The organism is Streptodolium elevatio (genome assembly GCF_040649515.1).
In the GTDB taxonomy this organism is placed as follows: Bacteria; Actinomycetota; Actinomycetes; order Streptomycetales; family Streptomycetaceae; genus Yinghuangia; species Yinghuangia elevatio.
Genome location: NZ_JBEZFP010000052.1, coordinates 18,440 through 38,466, shown reverse-complemented (window position 1 = coordinate 38,466; position 20,027 = coordinate 18,440). Strand labels below are relative to the sequence as shown.

Annotated in this window: 17 protein-coding genes; 11 read left to right on the top strand and 6 right to left on the bottom strand. The window is 73.6% G+C overall.

From position 1 onward, the window contains the following. Window positions 1-28: 28 nt before the first annotated feature. The 8 genes from AB0C36_RS20575 to AB0C36_RS20540 all read left to right on the top strand — a co-directional run bounded on the left by AB0C36_RS20575 (window position 29) and on the right by AB0C36_RS20540 (window position 10,828). A complete protein-coding gene (locus AB0C36_RS20575) occupies window positions 29-1,510 on the top strand; it encodes a carotenoid oxygenase family protein (protein WP_358356008.1) in 1,482 nt (493 codons plus the stop codon). Further along, window positions 1,507-3,354, top strand: coding sequence for a class I adenylate-forming enzyme family protein (locus tag AB0C36_RS20570; RefSeq protein ID WP_358356006.1), 1,848 nt, complete (start codon window positions 1,507-1,509; stop codon window positions 3,352-3,354). The genes AB0C36_RS20575 and AB0C36_RS20570 overlap by 4 nt, the downstream gene beginning before the upstream one ends. After that, window positions 3,351-4,586 (top strand): acetyl-CoA acetyltransferase, encoded by a 1,236-nt coding sequence (locus tag AB0C36_RS20565; RefSeq protein ID WP_358356004.1) that lies wholly within the window; start codon window positions 3,351-3,353, stop codon window positions 4,584-4,586. The genes AB0C36_RS20570 and AB0C36_RS20565 overlap by 4 nt, the downstream gene beginning before the upstream one ends. Beyond that, complete coding sequence (locus AB0C36_RS20560) at window positions 4,583-5,803, top strand: acetyl-CoA C-acyltransferase (protein ID WP_358356002.1); 1,221 nt, start codon at window positions 4,583-4,585, stop codon at window positions 5,801-5,803. The genes AB0C36_RS20565 and AB0C36_RS20560 overlap by 4 nt, the downstream gene beginning before the upstream one ends. Next, on the top strand, window positions 5,800-6,756 hold the full coding sequence (locus tag AB0C36_RS20555; RefSeq protein ID WP_358356000.1) for an LLM class F420-dependent oxidoreductase: 957 nt from the start codon (window positions 5,800-5,802) through the stop codon (window positions 6,754-6,756). The genes AB0C36_RS20560 and AB0C36_RS20555 overlap by 4 nt, the downstream gene beginning before the upstream one ends. Window positions 6,757-6,990: 234 nt before the next feature. Continuing rightward, the gene (locus tag AB0C36_RS20550; protein WP_358355998.1) at window positions 6,991-7,500 is read left to right on the top strand and encodes a SigE family RNA polymerase sigma factor; all 510 of its coding nucleotides are present in this window, start codon (window positions 6,991-6,993) and stop codon (window positions 7,498-7,500) included. Next, window positions 7,494-8,726: a hypothetical protein gene (locus AB0C36_RS20545; protein ID WP_358355997.1), complete on the top strand. Its 1,233-nt coding sequence runs from the start codon at window positions 7,494-7,496 to the stop codon at window positions 8,724-8,726. The genes AB0C36_RS20550 and AB0C36_RS20545 overlap by 7 nt, the downstream gene beginning before the upstream one ends. Before the next feature lie 251 nt (window positions 8,727-8,977). Continuing rightward, entirely contained in the window at window positions 8,978-10,828 is a 1,851-nt protein-coding gene (locus AB0C36_RS20540; RefSeq protein ID WP_358355995.1) for an arabinofuranosyltransferase AftB family protein, read from the top strand. A 20-nt stretch (window positions 10,829-10,848) separates the two neighbouring features. On the opposite strand, the gene egtD is transcribed toward AB0C36_RS20540, so the two are convergent. The 5 genes from egtD to AB0C36_RS20515 all read right to left on the bottom strand — a co-directional run bounded on the left by egtD (window position 10,849) and on the right by AB0C36_RS20515 (window position 16,075). Further along, the gene (egtD, locus tag AB0C36_RS20535) at window positions 10,849-11,778 is read right to left on the bottom strand and encodes an L-histidine N(alpha)-methyltransferase (protein ID WP_358356041.1); all 930 of its coding nucleotides are present in this window, start codon (window positions 11,776-11,778) and stop codon (window positions 10,849-10,851) included. 58 nt (window positions 11,779-11,836) lie between these two features. Further along, on the bottom strand, window positions 11,837-12,592 hold the full coding sequence (gene egtC / locus AB0C36_RS20530; RefSeq protein ID WP_358355993.1) for an ergothioneine biosynthesis protein EgtC: 756 nt from the start codon (window positions 12,590-12,592) through the stop codon (window positions 11,837-11,839). Beyond that, entirely contained in the window at window positions 12,592-13,887 is a 1,296-nt protein-coding gene (egtB, locus tag AB0C36_RS20525; RefSeq protein ID WP_358355991.1) for an ergothioneine biosynthesis protein EgtB, read from the bottom strand. Before egtB ends, egtC begins: the two co-directional genes overlap by 1 nt. Continuing rightward, on the bottom strand, window positions 13,868-15,304 hold the full coding sequence (egtA, locus tag AB0C36_RS20520) for an ergothioneine biosynthesis glutamate--cysteine ligase EgtA (protein ID WP_358355989.1): 1,437 nt from the start codon (window positions 15,302-15,304) through the stop codon (window positions 13,868-13,870). Before egtA ends, egtB begins: the two co-directional genes overlap by 20 nt. 198 nt (window positions 15,305-15,502) lie before the next feature. Continuing rightward, window positions 15,503-16,075, bottom strand: a complete 573-nt coding sequence (locus tag AB0C36_RS20515; protein WP_358355987.1) for a hypothetical protein — start codon at window positions 16,073-16,075, stop codon at window positions 15,503-15,505. Between the two features lie 100 nt (window positions 16,076-16,175). On the opposite strand from AB0C36_RS20515, the gene AB0C36_RS20510 reads away from it, so the two are divergent. Next, complete coding sequence (locus AB0C36_RS20510) at window positions 16,176-16,853, top strand: response regulator transcription factor (protein ID WP_358355985.1); 678 nt, start codon at window positions 16,176-16,178, stop codon at window positions 16,851-16,853. Next, window positions 16,850-18,220, top strand: a complete 1,371-nt coding sequence (locus AB0C36_RS20505) for a sensor histidine kinase (RefSeq protein WP_358355983.1) — start codon at window positions 16,850-16,852, stop codon at window positions 18,218-18,220. The genes AB0C36_RS20510 and AB0C36_RS20505 overlap by 4 nt, the downstream gene beginning before the upstream one ends. Before the next feature lie 399 nt (window positions 18,221-18,619). Here AB0C36_RS20505 and AB0C36_RS20500 read toward each other — a convergent pair whose 3' ends face one another. Next, the gene (locus AB0C36_RS20500; RefSeq protein ID WP_358355981.1) at window positions 18,620-19,102 is read right to left on the bottom strand and encodes an OsmC family protein; all 483 of its coding nucleotides are present in this window, start codon (window positions 19,100-19,102) and stop codon (window positions 18,620-18,622) included. A 134-nt stretch (window positions 19,103-19,236) separates the two neighbouring features. Between AB0C36_RS20500 and AB0C36_RS20495 the strand changes: the two genes are divergently transcribed. Beyond that, complete coding sequence (locus tag AB0C36_RS20495; protein WP_358355979.1) at window positions 19,237-19,986, top strand: DUF6629 family protein; 750 nt, start codon at window positions 19,237-19,239, stop codon at window positions 19,984-19,986. Window positions 19,987-20,027 lie beyond the last annotated feature (41 nt).

The following is a 20,027-nucleotide window of genomic DNA, read 5'->3' as shown; positions in this document are numbered from 1 at the left end:
CAGGTTCATGTGCTCGGCGGAGGCGGAAATGACGAAAGTCCCACAGATCAACCGGATCCAGCGCGATCACTCCGCGGAGCGCGCCGTGCCGGAGGGCGAGGAGAACCCGTACCTGCTGGGCGTGTACGCCCCGGTCGGGACCGAGATCGATGCAGACGATCTGGAAGTAATCGGTGAGATCCCGAGGGATCTCAACGGCGTCTACCTGCGCAACGGCCCCAATCGGCGCTTCGCCGCGCCCGGCCGCTACCACTGGTTCGACGGCGACGGCATGATCCACGGCCTGCACTTCGAGAACGGCCGCGCCAGGTACATGAACCGGTGGGTGCGTACGGCCGCCTTCGACGCCGAGACCGCGGCCGGACACGCGTTGTGGTCCGGCGTCATGGAGGACCCCAAGGGCAACCCGTTCGGGAACGGCCACGGCCTCGGCATCAAGGACTCCGCCAACACCGACGTGGTCTTCTTCAACGGCCGCGTCCTGCCCACGTGGTACCTGTGCGGGACCCCGATGAGCCTCGACCCGCTGTCGCTGCGGACGATCGGCGCCGAGACCTTCCTCGGCACCCTGGCCGGCGACTTCATGGCCCACCCCAAGGTGGACGAGGCGACCGGCGAGCTGTTCTGGTTCGACTACGGACCCGAGCCGCCGTACCTCAGGTACGGCATCGTCGGTCCGGCCGGAGTCGTCGAGCACGTCGCCGAGATCGACCTGCCCGCTCCCCGGCTGCCGCACGACATGGCGATCACCGAGAACCACGCGATCCTCATGGACCTGCCGCTCGTCCAGGACCAGGAGGCGCGCCGCCAGGGCCGCTACCGCATCCACTTCGACCGCGAACTCCCGTCCCGGTTCGCGGTGTTGCCGAGGCGCGGCGACAACTCGTCGGTGCGGTGGTTCGAGGCGCGGCCCGGCTACATCTACCACGTCGTCAACGCGTGGGAGGAGGGCCACGAGATCGTCATGGACGTCTGCCGGGTGAAAGACCCGCAGCACCAGCCGCGCATCAGCCACCCGCTCGCCCGCATGCTGGCGTACCTGCGCCTCGACGCGCAGTTGTGGCGCTACCGGTTCGACCTGCGCACCGGCACCACCACCGAGGGCCCGCGCGACGACGACAACACCGAGTTCCCGATGATCGACTCGCGCGTCACCGGCCGCCGCAACCGCTTCGGGTACGCCGTGCACATCGCCCGCGAGGACACCCTGCTGTTCGACGGCCTCGTACGCTACGACCTGCACACCGGCGAACGCCAGGACCACCGCTTCGGACCGGGCAGGTGGGGCTCCGAGGCCCCCTTCGCGCCACGCGACGGCGGCACGGCGGAAGACGACGGCTACCTCGTGTCGTTCGTGCACGACGAGCGCGAGGACCGCTCCGAGGTCGTCGTGCTCGACGCCGCCGACCTGGGCGCGGGCCCGGTGTGCCGCATCCTGCTGCCGCAGCGCGTGCCCACCGGCTTCCACTCGTGCTGGATCCGCGCCGAGCAGCTGGAGCAGGCGCGGTGAGACTGCATCCCTCCGAGCGGGAGGCCGCGTACACCGAGGCCGGCTGGTGGGGAGTGCCCACCTGGGACGAGTTGTTCCGGGCCCGCGTCGCGGAACGCCCCGACGCCACCGCCGTCGTCGACCCCGCGAACCGCGCGACGCACCTCGACGGCCCGGCCCGGCGCCTGACCTGGGCCGAACTGGACGCATTCGTCGACCGGTTGGCCGCCATGCTGCTGGACCACGGAGTGGGCCGCGAATCCGTGGTCGGCGTGCAGCTGCCCAACTGCGTCGAACTCGCCGCCGTCTACCTCGCCGTCGCCAGGCTGGGCGGCATCGTCACGCCGTTCCCGGTCCAGCACCGCGAGCACGAAGTCGGGACGCTCGGCGAACTCGCCGGTGTCACCGCCTTCGTGACCGCGACGCGCATCGGCACCCGCGCATCCGCCCGCGCCGCCCGGGAGGTCTACCCGGACACCGTCCGCGTGCTCGCGTTCGGCGACGCGACCGGTGCCGCGGACGGCGTCGAAGGCATCGTCGGCCTGGACGCGACCCTCGCCGCGCCCGGGGACGCGGCCGCCCGGGACGCGGCCGCCCGGGACGCCGACTCCCGCGCAACCGACGCCAGGGCGTCCGACTCGCTGGCCGCACACCTCAAGTCGTTCACGGCACACCCGGGCGACTGCGTCACCATCTGCTGGACCTCCGGCACCGAGGCCGTGCCCAAGGGCGTGCCCCGGTGCCCGGACGACTGGACGCCGATGGCGCTCGGCAGCGTGGACGCCGCCGAACTGACCGCCGACGACGTGCTCCTCAACCCGTTCCCGATGGTCAACATGGCCGGCATCGGCGGCATGTTCGTGCCGTGGCTGATGACGGGCGCCGTGCTGGTGCAGCACCAGCCGTTCGACCCGCAGACGTTCTTCGGCCAGATCGCCCGCGAGCGCGTCACGTACACCGTCGTCCCGCCCGCGCTGCTCACCATGGTGCTCGCCCAGGACGCACAGAACGCCCTCCCGCCCGGTGCGCTCGCGAGCCTGCGCGTCGTCGGCTCCGGCTCCGCGCCGCTGACCGAGGCGATGACCGTCGGATGGCACGAGCGCTTCGGCATCGAGGTGCTCAACTTCTTCGGCTCGAACGAGGGGGCGAGCCTCGTCTCCGGCCCCGCAACCGTCCCCGACCACCGCGAACGCGCCAACTACTTCCCGCGTTTCGGCTCACCCGACCACACCTGGGACAACCGTGCCGCGCACGGGATGCGCACGCGCCTGGTCGACCTCGCCACCGCCGCGGAGATCCACGAGGCGGACGTGCCGGGGGAGTTGCGGCTGCAAGGGCCGAACGTCTTCGCCGGGTACCTGGGCCGCGACCGCGCCGACGCGTTCGACGAGGACGGCTGGTTCCGCACCGGCGACGTGTTCGCGTACGCCCATGACGCCGACGGGGACCCCCGCTACCTGCGCTACGTCGACCGCGCCAAGGACATCGTGGTACGCGGCGGCATGAACATCTCTGCAGCCGAACTCGAAGGCCACATCCTCGCCCACGCCTCCGTCGCCGATGCCGCGGTGGTCGCGGTGGCCGACCCCGTGCTCGGCGAGCGCGCCTGCGCCGTCGTGGTGGCGAAGCCTGGTGCGGCGCTCACGCTCGACGAACTGGTGGGCTTCCTGAAGGACCGCCGGATCGCCACGTACAAGCTGCCCGAGCGTCTCGAACTCGTCGAGGCGCTGCCGCGCAACCCGGTGGGCAAGGTGCTCAAAGCCGAACTCCGCGCCCGCTATGCCGGTACGCCGGACCCCACGGACCCCACGGACCCCACGGACCCCACGGACCCCACGGACCCCACGGACCAGGAGGCGACATGACCGCGTACATCCTGGGCGGCGCCCAGACGGACTTCGCCCGCAACTGGGCCAAGGAAGGGCTCGGCCTCGTCGACCTCCTCCGCGAGGCCGTCGAGGGCGCGCTCGCCGACGCGTCCGTCGACGCCGCCGACGTCGAGGTGCTGCACGTCGGCAACCACGCGGGCGAACTGTTCGCCGGACAATCCCAGTTGGGCGGCCTCACGGTCAGCGCGGTACCCGCCTTCACCGGCCTCCCCAGCACGCGCCACGAAGCGGCGTGCGCTTCCGGCGGCACCGCGCTGCTGGCCGCTGACGCCGACCTCGGCGCGGGCCGGTACGACCTCGCGCTCGTCGTGGGCGTCGAACTCATGCGCAACGTCTCGGCGGACGACGCCGCCGCCAACCTCGGCAGCGCCGCGTGGGCCGGGCGGGAAGCGGTCGGCGCGACGTTCCCGTGGCCCGCACTGTTCGCCGAGGTCGCCGACGCGTACGACGAACGCTGGGGCCTGGACCCGGCCCACCTCGGGGCCATCGCCCGCGGCGCGTTCGCGAACGCGCGCCGCAACCCATACGCCCAGGCCCGCGACTGGAACTTCGAGCCCGCCGCCTTCACCCCCGACGACACCGCGAACCCGCTGGTCGAAGGGCGCCTGCGGCGTACCGACTGCGGACGCATCACCGACGGCGCGGCCGCGCTCTTGCTCGCGTCCCCGCGCTACGCCGCCGCCTGGGCGCGCGCCCGAGGCCGCGAACCAAGCGGCGTACCCTGCCTGCGCGGCTTCGGCCACCGCACCGACAGCCTGCTGCTCGCCGACAAGCTCGCCCGACGCGACCCCGGCGGCCCGCTGTTCCCGCACCTCGCGGGCGCGGTCTCGGACGCGTACCGCAGGGCCGGCATCGGCGGCGTCGCGGACCTCGACGTCGCCGAACTGCACGACTGCTTCACCATCAGCTCGCTGGTCGCCTTCGAGCACATCGGACTTGCGGCGCCGGGCGAGGGCGGCCGCGTCGTCGAGGAGGGGGTCACCGACCCGGGCGGCTCGCTGCCCGTCAATCCCGGCGGCGGCCTGCTGGCCCTCGGCCACCCGGTCGGCGCGACCGGCGTGCGCATGGCGGTCGACGCGGCCCGCCAGGTCGCCGGTACCGCGGGGCCGATCCAGGTCGAAGGCGCCCGTACCGCGCTCACCGTCAACATCGGCGGCTCCTTCACGACGGCCGTCGCCACCGTCATCTCCCGGGGAGGGGCCGCGTGACGGCAGCACTCGACGAGGCCTACCTGCTCGCGTACGTGCGGACCCCGCGCGGCAAGTCCACGCAGCGTGGGGGACTGGCCTCGGTGACACCCCTCGACCTCGTCCGGCAGCTCCTCGACGCCCTGGTCGACCGCACCGGCCTGGTGCCCGACCGGGTGGACGACGTGGTCCTCGGCTGCGCGGGCCAGGTCGGCGAGCAGGGCGCCAACCTCGCCCGCACCGCCCTGCTCACCGCGGGCTGGCCCGAGACGGTTCCCGGGCAGACGGTCAACCGGTTCTGCGCCTCGGGCATCGACGCCGTGGCGACCGCGGCGGCGCTCGTACGCTCCGGGCAGGCGGGCCTGATGGTCGCGGGCGGGGTCGAATCCAGCTCGCGCGTACCCATGTTCGCCGACCAGGGCCCTCTGTGGACGGACGCCGCTGTGGTGGAGTCGGTCGGCAGCGTGCACATGGGGATCGCCGCCGACGTGGTGGCCACCGAAGAGGGCTGCGAGCGCGGCGAACTCGACGAGTACGGCCTGCGCACCCAGCAGCGCGCGGCCAGGGCGTGGGCCGAAGGCCGCTTCGCCGCCGCGGTCGTCCCGGTGACCGCACCGGACGGGACCGTGCTGCTGGCCCACGACGAGCATGTGCGCCCCGACGTCACCCTCGACCAACTCGCGGCACTCGGACCGGCCTTCGCCGACCTTGGCGACTCCGGACAGGACGCGCTCGCGCTGCGCCACCTCCCGCACCTCAAGGAGATCCGGCACCTGCACACCCGCGGCACCTCGCCGTCGCTCGCCGACGGCGCCTGCGTCGCCCTCATCGGCACGGCCCGGGAGGCCGAGCGCCTCGGTATCACCCCGATGGCCCGGATCGCCTCGTCCGCCACCGCGGGGGCCGACCCGGTGCGCATGCTCCTCGCCGGACAGACCGCGGTCGGCTGCGCCATCGAGCGGGCGGGCCTGCGCTCGGGCGACGTCGACGTCGTGGAGTACGCCGAGGCCTTCGCCGCGCTGTGCGTCAAGATCCAGCGCGACCTGGGGTTCGGCGCCGACCGCTTCAACGTCAACGGCGGCACGATCGCCATGGGCCACGCGTTCGGCGCGACCGGCGCGATCCTGATCGGCGCCTGCGCCGACGAACTCGCCCGCTCGCACGCCCGCTACGGCGTCGCCGCGGTGAGCGGCGCGGCCGGCCTGGGCAGCGCCGTGGTGCTGGAGGCGGTCGCGTGAAGCTCTCGGTCTCCCTCGGACTCTGGCAGGACCGGCCGCCGCAGGAGGCGCTGCGCACCGCGGAGGCGGCCGACCGGCTGGGCTACGAGGAGCTGTGGATCGGCGAGATGGCGACGTACGACGCCTTCGTCCTCGCGGTGGCGGTCGCCGCGCGCACCACCCGCATCCCGCTGGTCCTCGGCCCGCTCGCGGTCACCGTGCGCGACCCCGCGATGATCGCGGCGGGCGCCGCTTCCGTCGCCGATCTGACGGGCCGCCAGGTCGCCGTCGCGCTCGGCACGTCGTCGACCGTGGTGGTCGAGGACTGGCACGGCCGCTCCCGCGCCCGCGCGGCCCGCGCCCTCGAGGACTCGGCGCGCACGGTGCGCACCCTGCTCGCGGGCGGCCGCTCCGACGGCGTCGGGGAAGTGGTGCGCAGCAGCGGCTATCGCCTGCGCCTGCCGGCCGTGTCCGGGCCGCTGACCGTCGCGGCGTTCGGGCCGGCGGCGCTGCGTACCGCGGCCCGGCACGCCGACCGGCTGGTGCTCAACCTCGTCTCGCCGGAGACCGCAGCGGACCTGGTCGCGGACCTGGAGAAGGCGGCCCGCGCGGCGGGCCGTCCGCGGCCGACGGTGGCGTTGTGGGCGTGCGCGGCGCTCGGCGGCGGGACCGGTCAGGGTGTGGAGCAGTTGCGCCGCGGACTGGTCTCGTACCTGGCGGCTCCGGGGTACGGCGACATGTTCGCGCGGGCCGGTTTCGGCGACGTGGTCGCGTACGCCCGCACCCGGCCCCACCCCCGGGATCTGCTGGCCGCGATCCCGCCGGAGATCGTCGACGTCGTGGCCGTCACCGGCGAACCGGCCGCCCGAATGGCCGCCTACGCGGCGGCGGGTGTCGACGAGCTAGTCCTCGTACCCGCGGCGACCGACGCCGACCCCGGTGGTGCCGCGACCCTCGCCGCGGCCCGCCCCTGACCGCCGCCGCGCACCGGCTGCGGTGCGCGGCGGCTCCCGTCATCTCGCCGTCGCCCGTACCGCGCGGCCGTCTCCCCCTGACCACGGCCGAGTCCGGCCGAACCCCACCGTCGCGCCCCGGTCCGCGCGCCGCGCCGGAAACGATTCGGCGGCCAAATCGCGCGCGGGGGTAACGCAACCGATGGTTTGAAGCGTTACTCGCATGAATTCGGGACGTCGACGGGCGGAGGTTTCATGACGGGGGGCGGGGTGGGCGACTTCGAGGACTTCGCGCATGCGCGAAGCGGCCAGTTGCTGCGTACCGCGTGCCTTCTCACCGGTGACTGGCACCTGGCCGAAGACTTGGTACAGGACACACTCGGCAAGCTCTTCCGCAAGTGGCGCCGGGTGAGCGCGATGGAGTCGCCGGTCGCCTACGCGCACACGACTCTCGTCCGGACGTTCGTCTCCGCGCAGCGGCTCAGGCGTTCCTCGGAGCGGCCGGACGACTCGCTCCCGGACACGGCGGCGGGCGCGTCCGACGACATAGATCTGCGCGTCACGCTGATGGCGGGGTTGTCCCGGCTGTCGCCGCAGGACCGCGCGGTCCTCGTGCTGCGCTACTGGGAGGACCGCTCCGTCGAGGTGACCGCGGAGATCCTGCGGGTCAGCCCGGGGGCCGTCCGCACCCGGTCGAAGCGCGCGCTCGACCGGCTGCGGGTGGTGCTCGGCGCCGACATCACGCTGCTGGCGGCGTCGTGCTGACCGGTCCCGGGACACCGCCGCCGCGCAGGGGCGGTGCGGCAGCCGAGTGGCGGGGCACCGAGGACCCGACCGCCGCCGACCGCTTCGAGCGCGAGTTGCCCGAGGTCATGCGCGCGGCGGTGGACGAGTTCCGCGGTCCCAGCCCGGACCTCGTGCGCCGGGTGATCGAACGCGGGCGCCGGCAGCGGCGCGTGAACGCGATGCGCTGGACCGGCGCGCTGGTCGTGATGCTCTGCGTGGGGAGCGTGCTGGTGGGCACGAGGTCCGGTGGCCTCGGGTTGTTCGGCGGCGACGATGCTCCCGAGCCGGCCGCGATGCGGTCCGTCGACCTGCGGCAGGACTGGACCGGGAACCTCCTGGACAACCTCGCCGCGGCCCTGCCGCGCGACGGCATGCTGTCGAACGGTGAGACGTCGTTCGCCGCGTCCGGCCCTCTGGTGCTGCGGGGCGAAGCGCATGTCACGGCGGACTTCCTCAAGGCGTTCGGCCTGACCCGTGTCGAGGTCTCGATCGACCGACCCCAAGGCGGCTCCGACCTGGCCAGGGATGTCTTCTGCCCGGACTTCGGCTGCGAGGTCAGCTACGGCGAGGACGGCAGCTCCGTGACCACGTATGTCCCGGCACCGCCGATGACGACCTGGTCGGCGATGCACCTGGGGCCCGACAACACCCGCACCGTGGTCCGGGCGACGAACCTGGCGCCGTCCGACCCGGCCGCCGCTCCGGTCCTGAGCAAGGCGGAGATCGTGGCTGTGGCCGCCAGTCCTGCCTGGGACGATATCCGCGCCGCACTCACGCCCCACGCCGCGCTGATGCCGGGAATCCTGCCCGGGATCATCCAGACCGGCATCCCCGGCGCGTACATGTCATGGCTGGCGGCCGGACCGACCACCGTGGACGGGCTCGTGCACTCGGGCAAGAGCATCACGAGAGTCCGGATCCACCTGAGGGCGGTGGCCGAGAACACGCCGCTGGTCTGTGAGCGGGGCGGGTGCGAAGTCGGCCGCACCGAGGGCGGCCTGCCGGTGAAGGCCGAGACGTACGTCGTCGAGGACGGGGTCTCCATCCAGCAGGTCCTGACCGTGCGCCACCCGGGCGGCCTGGAGATCCGCCTCGACTCGGGGGTGGTGGACCCGAAGGACGAGAAACCCGTGCACACGCAGGGCGGCGGCCTGACGCGCGAGCAGATGGAGGCGATCGCGGTCTCACCCGCCTGGGACGCCTGACCTTCTTCGCGGCACCCCACGGCACCCAGGGCACCCACGGCACCCCAGGGCACTCGGCCGCACCCACGGCACTCCACCGCACCTAGCGGCACATAGCCGCACGATGCCGCACCCGGCAGCCCCCACTCGGCCCAAGCGGCGCATCACGTACACCCCCACAGGGCACGGTCCGGCAGTTGCCGGTCAGGCGGTGTCCCGGCACGGCCCGACGCACTTCCGGGCTGCCCGAAATACCCAGAAGGATATGATTCGTGACTGTCAGCTCCAGCCCGGCCGCCCGCCCCGAGGAAGCCGTCGACGCGCTTGCGAACGCCGACGCGGAGGTCTCGCACAAGGCGACGGAGGCGCCGCCCGACGCGCCGCGCGAAGCCCCGTCCAGCGCGGCGCCGGACCCCGGTGACCGGGTCACGAGAATCTGGAACGCCGCGGCGGTGGCCCTGCCCACGCTGGCCGTCGCGGCGCTCGGCTGGCGGGACCGGGCGCTGACCGACGACGGCACGATCTTCCTGCGCACCGTCCGGCAGATCCTCGCGGGCAACGGCCCCGTGGTGAACACCGGCGAACGCGTGGAGGCCAACACCAGCACGCTGTGGCAGTGGCTCCTGGTGCTGATCGGCGCCGTCACCCCCGGCGACATCGGATTCGCCGCCGTCGTGACCGGGCTGCTGCTGACCACCGCCGGGGTGGCCCTCGGCCTGGACGCCACCCGCAGGCTGCTCCTGCACGGCCGCGCACGCCGGGTCGTTCCCGCCGGCGTGCTCGTCCTCGTCGGGCTGCCCGTGTACTGGGAGTTCGCCACCGCGGGGCTGGACACCGGCTTGGGAACCTGCTGGCTGGGCGGCAGTTGGTGGCTGCTCGTGCGCTCCTACCTGCGCCCCGGTGCCCGGGGGCAGGCGTGGCACGCGGTCTGGTTCGGACTCGGATTCCTGGTCCGGCCCGACTTCGCGGTGATCGGCGCGGTCTTCCTCGTCGGACTGTGGCTGCTGCTGAGGCCGTCGCCGCGGCGCACGGCCGGTTACGCCGCCGCCGCGGCCGCGCTGCCGCTCGCGTACGAGATCTTCCGGGCGGGCTACTACGGCCTGTTGGTGCCCCTGCCCGCGCTGACCAAGGAGGCGGGGGAGGACAACACCGACCGCGGACAGCGCTACGTGTGGGACCTCGTCGACCCGGTGGCACTGTACGTCCCGGCCGCCCTGTTCGCCGTCCAGCTCGTGGCGTGGGCGGTGCCGCGGGTGCGCGGTGACCGCCGCCGTCTCGCCGTCGTCGTCACTCCGGTCGCCGCGGCCCTTGTCTCCGCGGCCTACGTGATCCGCGTCGGCGGCGACTACATGCAGGGCCGCATGCTGCTGCCCGCGCTGTTCCTCGTACTGCTCCCGGGCTTCCTCCTGCCCGCGACCCCGCGCCTGGGCGCCGTGGCCGCCGCCACCGCCGTGTGGGCAGTGGCCGTCGCCGGGCCGTGGAACGACGGCGCGCACCAGGTGGCCAACCCCGATCTGACGGCCCGCGTGCGGATCAGCGACATCGAAATCACCGGTTCCCGGAACGCGGACCGGACGAGCCGGTGGACGATCGCCTTCCCGGGCCTCAAGGCCGCGGTGGACGCCGGACTGGCCGCGGATCGCCCGGTGCTCGTCCGCCTCGACCCCGCCGGCGGGCCGCCTCTGCTGCTACCGCTCGCGCCGGTGCACGGCAGCAGCCGGATCTCGTTCCCGGGCGGATACCTCGGTGTCTCGGGCGCGTTGGTGCCGCTCGACGACTACATCATCGAGTTCTGGGGGCTCGCCAACACCGTCGGCGCGCACATGGAGCCCGCGCCCGGCAACCTGTGGCCCGGCCACCGGAAACCGCTGGACGAAGTGTGGCTCCTCGCCCTGGAGCTCGACCCGTCGGTCACCTACGTGCCCGAGATGCCGGGCGTGACCGCGGAGGCGCTGGCCGCCGCGCGCCGCGCGCTGGCGTGCGGCGACCTGAAGGAGCTCCTGGAGTCGGTGCGCGAGCCCATGAGCCTGTCGCGTTTCGTGGGCAACCTCACCGGGGCGTACGACCGCACGAAGTTCCGCATCCCGCGCGATCCCTTCGCCGCGGAACGGAAGTTCTGCTGACGCACGCCGACGGGGGCGGACTACACGGGGATCGCGAGGGCCAGTCCGAACCGGTTTTCCGCGTCCGTCCACCAGCGCGCCACCGAGAAGCCCGCGCGCTCCAGTTCCATCGCCAGCCCCGACGCCCGGAACTTCGCGGAGATCTCGGTGCGCATCTCCTCCCCGTCCGCGAACTCCACCACCAGGTCGAGGTCGCGCACCTTCACGGTCTGCGCGCCGCGCGAGCGCAGCCGCATCTCGATCCACTCGTCCGCGTCGTTCCACACCGCGACGTGCTCGAAGCGTTCGACGTCGAAGTCCGCGTCGAGTTCGCGGTTGACGACACGCAGCACGTTGCGGTTGAACTCCGCTGTTACACCCTGCGCGTCGTCGTACGCCCGGACCAGCACGCCGGTGTCCTTCACCAGGTCGGCGCCCAGCAGCAGGCCGTCGCCGGGCCGCAGTTGGGCGCGTACGTCCGCGAGGAAGGTCGCCCGCTCGTCCGGGGTGAGGTTGCCGAGCGTGCCGCCGAGGAACGCCACCAGCCGGGGCCCGGGCTCCTCCGGGATGCCCAGGTGCGCGTCGAAGTCGGACACCACCGCGTCCACCGCCAGGTCGGGGTAGTCGGCGAGCAGCGCCTCGCCGGCCGCGCGCAGCGCCGGCTCGCTGACGTCGACCGGCACGTACCGCTCCAACGTGCCCAGGTCGCGCAGCGCGTCGAGCAGCAGGCGGGTCTTCTCCGAGGAACCGGAGCCGAGTTCGACGAGGGTGTGCGCGGGCAGCGTGGCCGCGACGTCGACCGCGTGGCGCCGCAGGATCTCGCGCTCGGCGCGCGTCGGGTAGTACTCGTCGAGGCGGGTGATCTCCTCGAACAGCTCGCTGCCGCGCCCGTCGTAGAACCACTTGGGGGGCAGCCACTTCGGCTCCGCGGTCAGGCCGAGGGAGACGTCGCGCCGCAGGGCGTCGGTCATATAGCCCTCGGGCAGGTGTCCGCGCACGCTGAACCTGGTCGTTCCGGTCACGGGTCAGTCAGCTCCTGTCCGCCATCGCGTGGGGTATCGGGTGCAGGTGCACGGCTTCCCGAGTGGCCGTCACGAGCGTGCGGTCGGGGACTTCGGTCCAGGCGCCGTCCGCGTCGGGCTCGGAGGCGATGACGACGCCGCCGGGCAGTTTTCCGTAAAAGAGGGTGTCGCCGTAGGCGGTGGCCGTGATGGTGCGGCCGTCCGTCACGAGGATGTTGTAGCGGCCCTGGCTGTGTGCGGCGGCCTGCGCCACCACTGCCGCGGCGGCCCGGTCGGCGGTCTCGCCGTCCGCGAGCCGCCGGCGCAGCAGGGCCCACAACACCGCCGAGTCGCAGCGCGCTTCGAGTGCGAGCAGGTCCGCGGGCGGCAGGGTGGCGGCCAGTGCGCCGAGCCCCTCGGGCCACGCGTCGAGCCGTCCGTTGTGGCTGAACAGGTGGATGCCGTCCGTATAGGGGGCCGCCGCGTCCTCGCCCTGGCCGGTGCCGGGGGTGGCGGAACGAACGGCCGCCAGCAGCGCGGTCGTACGGGTCACCCGGGCGACGTCGGCGAACGACGGGTCGGCCCAGATCGGGACGGCGCGGCGGTAGCGGGCGGGCACCGGGTCGCCTTCCGCGTACCAGCCCACGCCGAACCCGTCGGCGTTGACGGTGCCGTGCTGCTGGCGGCGCGGCGCCCACGACTGCTCGTACAGGCCGTGCCGCGGTGCGACGACGAGCCGGTGGATGCTCGTCTCCGCGCCGAGGTACGCCAGGTGACGGCACATCAGTGGGGCTCCGCGTCGCGGGCGGTGCGGAAGCCGGCGAAGATCTGGCGGCGCTGCGGGTAGTCCCAGTTCCGGAAGGTGCCCCGGCAGGCGACCGCGTCGGTGCCGAACGAACCGCCGCGCAGCACCTTGTAGTCGGGGCCGAAGAACACCTCGGAGTACTCGCGGTACGGCCACGCCCGGAAGCCGGGGTAGCCGCCGAAGTCCGACGAGGTCCACTCCCACACGTCGCCGACCATCTGCCGCACGCCGTACGCCGAGGCGCCCGCGGCGTAGGCCCCCGCGGCGGCCGGACGCAGGTGCCGCTGCCCGAGGTTGGCGTGCGCCGCGGTCGGCTCGTCGTCGCCCCACGGGTAGGTGCGGGAGAGCCCGGTGGCCGGGTCGTGGCGCGCGGCCTTCTCCCACTCGGCCTCGGTGGGCAGGCGCCGCCCGGCCCAGCGCGCGTACGCGTCGGCCTCGAACCACGAGACGTGCACCACCGGTTCGCCCGGCGGCACCGGTTCGAGGACGCCGAAGCGCCGCCGCAGCCAGCCGTCGCCGTCGCGGACCCAGAAGGCGGGTGCCACGAGTTCGTCGCGCATCCGGTGCTCCCAGCCCTCCGGGGACCACAGGCGCGGGTCGTCGTAGCCGCCGTCGGCCATGAACCGCAGGTAGTCCCCGCAGGTCACCGGGGTCGTGTCGAGGGCGAACGCGCCGACGTGCACGGTGTGTGCGGGGCGCTCGTTGTCCAGCGCCCACGGGTGGGTGGCGGTGCCCATCGTGAACGGGCCCGCGGGGACCACGACTTCGTCGGGCGGCAGGTCGGTCGCGCCCGGCGGGTCCGGGGCGTCGATGACGGGGGCGCCGGCGCGCAGCTGGTGGGTCGCCAGCATCGTCTCGTCGTGCTGCTGCTCGTGCTGGGCGATCATGCCGAACGCGAAGGCGTCGCGCGTGAGCGGGTCGTCGGCGGGCGCCCGGTCGAGCAGGTCGAGTACGCGTCCTCGCACGTCGTGGGCGAACGCGCGGGCCTCGGCCGGCCCCAGCAGCGGGAGTTGCGGGCGGGTCGACCGCGGGTGCCGGAAGGCGTCGTACAGGTCGTCGATCTCCGGGCGCATGGGTTCCTGCCCGCCGACCGCGCGCAGCAGCCAGATCTCCTCCTGGCTCGCGATGTGCGCGAGGTCCCAGACGAGCGGGGACATCAGGGGCGAGTGCTGGCGCACCAGGTCGGCGTCGTCGACGGCGTCGGTCAGCGCGGTCGTGCGCGTCCTGGCGCGGTCCAGGGCCCGCCAGGCGGCCTCAGCGGACGGTTGCGGCATCGCGGGCCCCTTCGTGCGCGGCAGCCGGTATCAGGTCGTCGCCCGGCGCCCGCCCCCGGTCGGTGTAGCGGTATGCGAACTCCACGGCATCCGTGAACACCTGCGGCGAAACCCCCATTCCCGGCAGCGCGTCCAGGGCCGCGGCCATCAGCGAACGGGCCGTGGTGCGCAGCAGCGGCTCGGCGAGTCCGAACCGGGCCGCGCGCAGCCACCACGCGTAGGGCGGTGCGGAGGCGGCCGAGGCGGCGAGCTGCTCGGTGTGCTCCCAGGCGCGCGCCGACGCCACCGGGTCGTCGAGGAGGGCGGTGGTGACCGCGAGGGCGACGGTCCAGCCGTCGTCCGGCTGCGCGTCGATCATGCGCAGCTCCAGATGTGTGCCGTGCGCCCGGATGGGCGGGAACAGCGTGGAGATGTGCAGTTCGAGGTCGGCGGCGGTGGGTGCGGGGTCGAGCGCGCCGCGCGTCCAGTCGCGGAAGGTCATACCCTCCGGCACGGCCCAGTCGGCCGGTTCGTCGCGGCGTACGCACATCACCGGCGCGTCCATGACGTAGCGCGACCACGCCTCGCGCGGATCGGTGTCCGGGCCGTGCTCCGGCGGGCGGGTGCGCCACGCGTCCAGACGCGACCACGCCAACTGCCGGGTGGACGCCCAGCCGGTGGACCGGCCGCCGTGGTGCGGCGAGTTGGCGAACATCGCGAGCAGTACGGGGCCGATGCGGTGGGCCAGCGCCCAGCGGTGCCGGATGCCGGTCGGGCCGCCGGTCTCGTCGCCCGAGTCCAGGCACACCTGCACCGACGCGGTGCTGCACATCATGACGCGGCCCCAGTGCCCGGACCGGTCGAAATAGCGCTCCATGGCGACGTAGCGCGGGTGCTGGAGGGCGCGGTGCGGGGCCCGGTAGGCGTCGACGCCGGCGCCGGCCAGGACGAGGCCCGCCTCGGCGGCCGTGTCGCGCAGCAGCGCGACGTCCATGCGGGCGGCCTCGATACAGCGGTCGAGGGAGGGCTGGGCGGAGGAGCTGAGCTCGATCTGTCCGCCGGGTTCGAGGCTGATGCGCCCGCCGCCGGGCATCGGCCCGGGTTCGAGGGCGGTGCTGATGCGTTCGCCGGTGACCGGCCAGGCGGGGTCCGACTCGTCGCGGACCAGCCACTCGATCTCGACGCCCACGTGGGTGGGCGGGCCGGTTCGGAAGGACGACTCGGCGGCATGGCTCTCCGCCTCGTACTCGGTGAGCGGCCGGTCGTCGGCCGGCGAGGTGTCCGGGGTGTCCGGGGCGGGGGCGTCCGGCGTGTTCGGGGCGTCCGGGGTGCCCGGATTCCGCGGGGTCGTCGCGGGGCCGGTGCCGGGCGGGGCCCCGCGGGATATGCGTGACGGCAGGTCGGGTCCGCCGCGTGCGTGTACGTGGGCCTGGGACATCTGCCGCCTCCTGGGAGGAATGAGCCGATCGGAACACGATCCAGGAGCCGCCTACCCGTTGCCCGGAGTCGGCATGCTTACCAGATTCGGACATATGTCCGAACGGCAGGTGAGTCGGCGGTGTCGACACGGCGGGGCATACCTATGACCGGACCGAGGCGGTATCGCCCGAATGGCCCTGTTTTGCAGGGATCGGCCTCAGGCCTCGTACGTCTCCGCGATCGGCGGGTGGTCGTTCCACGTCACGAACACCGACGACGTGCGGCCGCCGCGCGTGAAGTCGACGCGCAGCCAGCGGTCGCCCGGCCACACCTTGACCGCCCACCCCGAGTCCGGGGTGGCGGCGATGAGCGACGCCGAGTCGGCGTGGAAGGTGAACGACGCCCGGCCGCCCCTGACCTCGAAGCTGCGGGTCTGGCCGGGACCGCCGCCGGTGTCCCGGTCCGGCGACGGCCGGGACGGCGCGGCGGCGCTGGTCGCGGGCGGTGGCCCGGACGGTGGCCCGGACGTCGGTCGCGCGCTGCTCGGCGCCGGAGGCCGGGTGGTCGGCGGCGGTGCCGGCAGCGAGGTCGCGGAGATCGTGGCGTCGTCGGCGACGACGGTGGCCGGGTCGGGCGCGGGACCGCGCACGGCGTCGGCGGCGAGCGCCGGGGCGCGCGGCGGTTCGAAGACGGTGTCACGCAGGACCGTGCGCACGGCGTACCAGGACAGCGCCACGGCGGCGGCCGTCACCGCCAGCCACGCCGCCACCCGGGTCGTCGTTCGTCGCACGGGCACATCCTGCCGTGCCGATACGCACGAGTAGGGGCGGGTTCCGGAATTCGGACGTACCGGCCCGCGCCCGCAGGGCCTGACGATACGGTTTCGGCTCATGGCACAGGTGCTCGTGGTCGAGGACGACCAGTTCGTACGCTCGGCGCTGATCCGCTACCTCTCCCAGGAGGCGCACGGCGTCCGGAGCGTCGGCACCGCGCTCGAGGCCCTGCGCGAGGTCGCCCAGCACCCCTTCGACGTGGTCATCCTCGACCTCGGGCTGCCCGACCTCGACGGCAGCGAGGCCCTCAAGATGCTCCGCGGCATATCCGACGTCCCGGTCATCATCGCCACGGCCCGCGACGACGAGGCCGAGATCGTCCGGCTGCTCAACGCGGGCGCCGACGACTACGTCACCAAGCCGTTCTCCGGCGAACATCTGGGGGCGCGCATGTCGGCCGTGCTCCGGCGCGCACGCGGGCGGACCGGGGGCGACGCACTCCAGACCGGCGGCCTGCACATCGACGTCGGCCGCCGCGAGGCGGATCTCGACGGCACCCCGCTCAACCTCACCCGCCGCGAGTTCGACCTGCTCGCCTTCCTCGCGTCGCGCGCGGGGACCGTCGTGCCGCGCCGGGAGATCCTGGCCGAGGTCTGGGGCCAGGCCTACGGCGACGACCAGACCATCGACGTGCACCTGTCCTGGCTGCGCCGCAAACTCGGCGAGACCGCCCGGCAGCCCCGCTACCTGCACACCGTGCGCGGCGTGGGGGTCAAGCTGGAGGCGCCGGCGTGAGAGGCACCCTGGTCCGCGTCGCCCTCGCGGTGACGACCATGGTCGCGCTCGCCTTCCTGATACCCCTCGGCCTGGTCGTCCGCGAGATCGCCCGCGACCGGGCGTTCTCCGACGCCGAACGGCAGGCCGCAGCCCTCCAGCCGGCCCTGGTGATCACCACCGACCGGTCCGCCCTGGAACGCGCGCTGGCGAGCGTCCCGGCCGGCGCCGACGGGCGAATGGCGGTCCACCTGCCCGACGGCGGCGTGCTCGGCGCCCCGCACGCCGCCCCGGCGACGCTGCAGAAGGCGCGCGACCGGGCGCAGGCCTTCCGGGTGCGCACCAAGGGCGGCTGGTCGCTGCTCCAGCCCGTCGCGCTGGAGCACGGCCCGGTGACGGTGATCGAGGTCTACGTGCCCGAGGGCGACACGTCGCGCGGCGTCGGCACCGCATGGCTGGTGCTCACCGGCGTCGCGGTCCTGCTGGTGGGCGGATCGCTGGTGGTCGCCGACCGGCTCGGCGCGCGCGTCGTACGCTCCGCCAAGAGCCTCGCGGGCGCCGCCGGAACCCTCGGCGGCGGCGACCTCACCGTGCGCATCACCCCCGAGGGCCCCACCGAACTGCGGGACGCGGCAGCAGCCTTCAACAGCATGGCGGACCACGTCGAGAAGCTGATGGCCGCGGAGCGCGAACTCGCCGCCGACCTGTCCCATCGGCTGCGCACGCCGCTCACTGCGCTGCGCCTGAACGCGGCGTCGCTGGGCGACAGTTCGGTGGCCGACCAGACGCGCGACGCGGTCGCGCAACTGGAACGCGAGGTCGACCGCATCATCCTGACCGCGCGGCGGCAGACCTCCGTCGTCGAACCGGTCGGCAGCGACATCGCCGAAGTGGTGCGCGACCGCATCGCGTTCTGGTCCGCGCTGGCCGAGGACGAGGACCGCGACTGGCGGTTGGACGGCGCCGAGGAGGCCGCGGGCCCGGTACGCGTACCCGTGCCGCGCGCCGAACTGGCCGCCGCCGTCGACGCGATGCTCGGCAACGTCTTCCGGCACACCGCAGAGGGCACGCCGTTCGCCGTCACCCTGCACGTGGGCGGACCGGCCGCCGGGGACACCGTGATCCTGCTGGTCGCCGACGGCGGTTCCGGCATCGCCGACCCGGAGACCGCGCTGCGCCGCGGGCACGGCGACGGCGGCGCCGGCTCCACCGGTCTGGGCCTGGACATCGTGCGCAGGGTGGCCGAGTCGACCGGCGGGGAAGTGCGCCTGGAGCGCTCGGTGCTGGGCGGCGCGCAGGTCTCGGTGCGGTTCGGTGCCGGAAATGTCGCGGTATCCCGGCGCGGCCGCCGGGCCCGCAAGGGCCGCCGAACAGCCGATGTGCGCTGAACAGCGCCGCAATTGGGACTGACGATCCGTCACAGGAAGGGCATAGTGCGCCCATTCGTCACCGCATCCGGCTTAAGCCTTCCTTAAATCGGCCGGATCAGGTGTTCAACGGCCCCGGATCTCGTTAACGTTGCTCCGCAGGCCGACCGGAAGACATGGGGCTCCCCCCCTCCGGCGGCCCAGGCTCGACCCAACCCCCCAGGGTCTGTGCCATCAAGGGGACTTGCTCCCCTTGGCGCGGGCGTACCCACCCCCACCCGGTGCGCCCGCGCCCCTTATTCCCGGACTTTTCCCGGATCTTCCTTGGATCTTCCCCGGCCTCGCCGGACCCTTGCGGCCCTCGCCGACCCTCCCGTACGCCTTCCGGATCCTCACCCGGACCGCCGCACCGCCCCTGGCTCAGACCGCCGCGTGCGTGGTCGGCGCGTTGCGCACCGGGAAGTTCACCGACCGCGCGATGAAGCACTTGGCGTGCGCGGTCTCGTGCAGCGCCTCCGCCTTCGCGGCCATCGACGCGTCCGCGACGGTGACGGTCGGCCGCAGCACGACCTCGGTGAACTGCCCGGCGCCGTCGGCCTCGGTGGCCATCACGCCCTCGGCGCGGTCGCGGTACTCCGTCACCACCACCCCCGCCTGGGCCGCGAGCGCCAGGTACCACAGCATGTGGCACTCGCTGAGCGACGCGACGAGCAGGTCCTCGGGATTCCACCGCGCGGCGTCGCCGCGGAACCCGGGGTCCGCCGAGCCGAGCAGTGTGGGCTTGCCGGGAATGCGCACGTCATGGTCGCGGCTGTAGCCCCGGTAGGTGGCGGTTCCGTCGCCGGTGTTGCCGGTCCACTCGACCTCGACGCTGTAGCGGTGTTCGCGGGAGTGCGGTGCCATCGGTGGCCTCCTGGTCGATGCGTTCGTCCTACGGCGGTGGTAACAACAGACCGACAGGTCTACGCCATTCCGCCCGAGCGCGGTCCGGCGGGGCGTGCCACGCTGGAACGAACGGAACAGGAGCGACAGGTCGTATGTGTTGGAGCGCCACTGCCGACGCCATAGGCGGCACCGCCATCAGCGCGGTCGGGATAGCAACGCTCGTCTCGGTACGCCGTCCCCGTGACGTCGTGCTCGCGTCCGTACCGCTGATCCTGGGCTTCCACCAGCTCGTGGAAGCGGTCGTGTGGCGCGGCGAAGAGGGCAAGGCAACCGAGCAGGCCGCGGAACTCGCCCGCGGCATCTGGGCCTTCATAGCCTTCCCGCTCCTGCCCTTCCTGGTGCCGCTCGGCGTGCTGCTGGCCGTCTGGCCGGCGGCCGGCCGCAACCGCCGCGTGGTGCTGGGCTCGCTGTTCGGCATCGGCGTCCTGGTCGCCGCCTATCTCGGCGAAGCGCTCGCGACCGGTCCGGTGAACGCCACCGTGCGCGGCCACACCGTCCAGTACGCGATAGGCATCGACCACCCCCAGATCGTCATCGCCGGCTACCTGGTGGCCACGCTCGGTTCGCTGCTGGCGTCCGGCGAGCGCGTCCTCGTGTGGTTCGGCGCCGTCGGGGCGGTGGGCGCCGCGATCTGCGCGTGGATCTGGACGCGCGAGTTCGCCTCGACCTGGTGCGCGCTCGCCGCCGTGACTTCCGTGATGCTGCTGGCCTGGGTACGCGGCCACGGCCGCGGCGACGACCCGGGCCACCCCGCCGGCCGCACCGAGGAGGCCGAACGGGACGGCAGCGGCCACGAGAGCCGGGTCCGGCACTTCGCGCACCGGATGCATCGCTCTGCGTGAGCGACCCGCGGGCGGACGGCACCTGACCGGCACCTGACCGG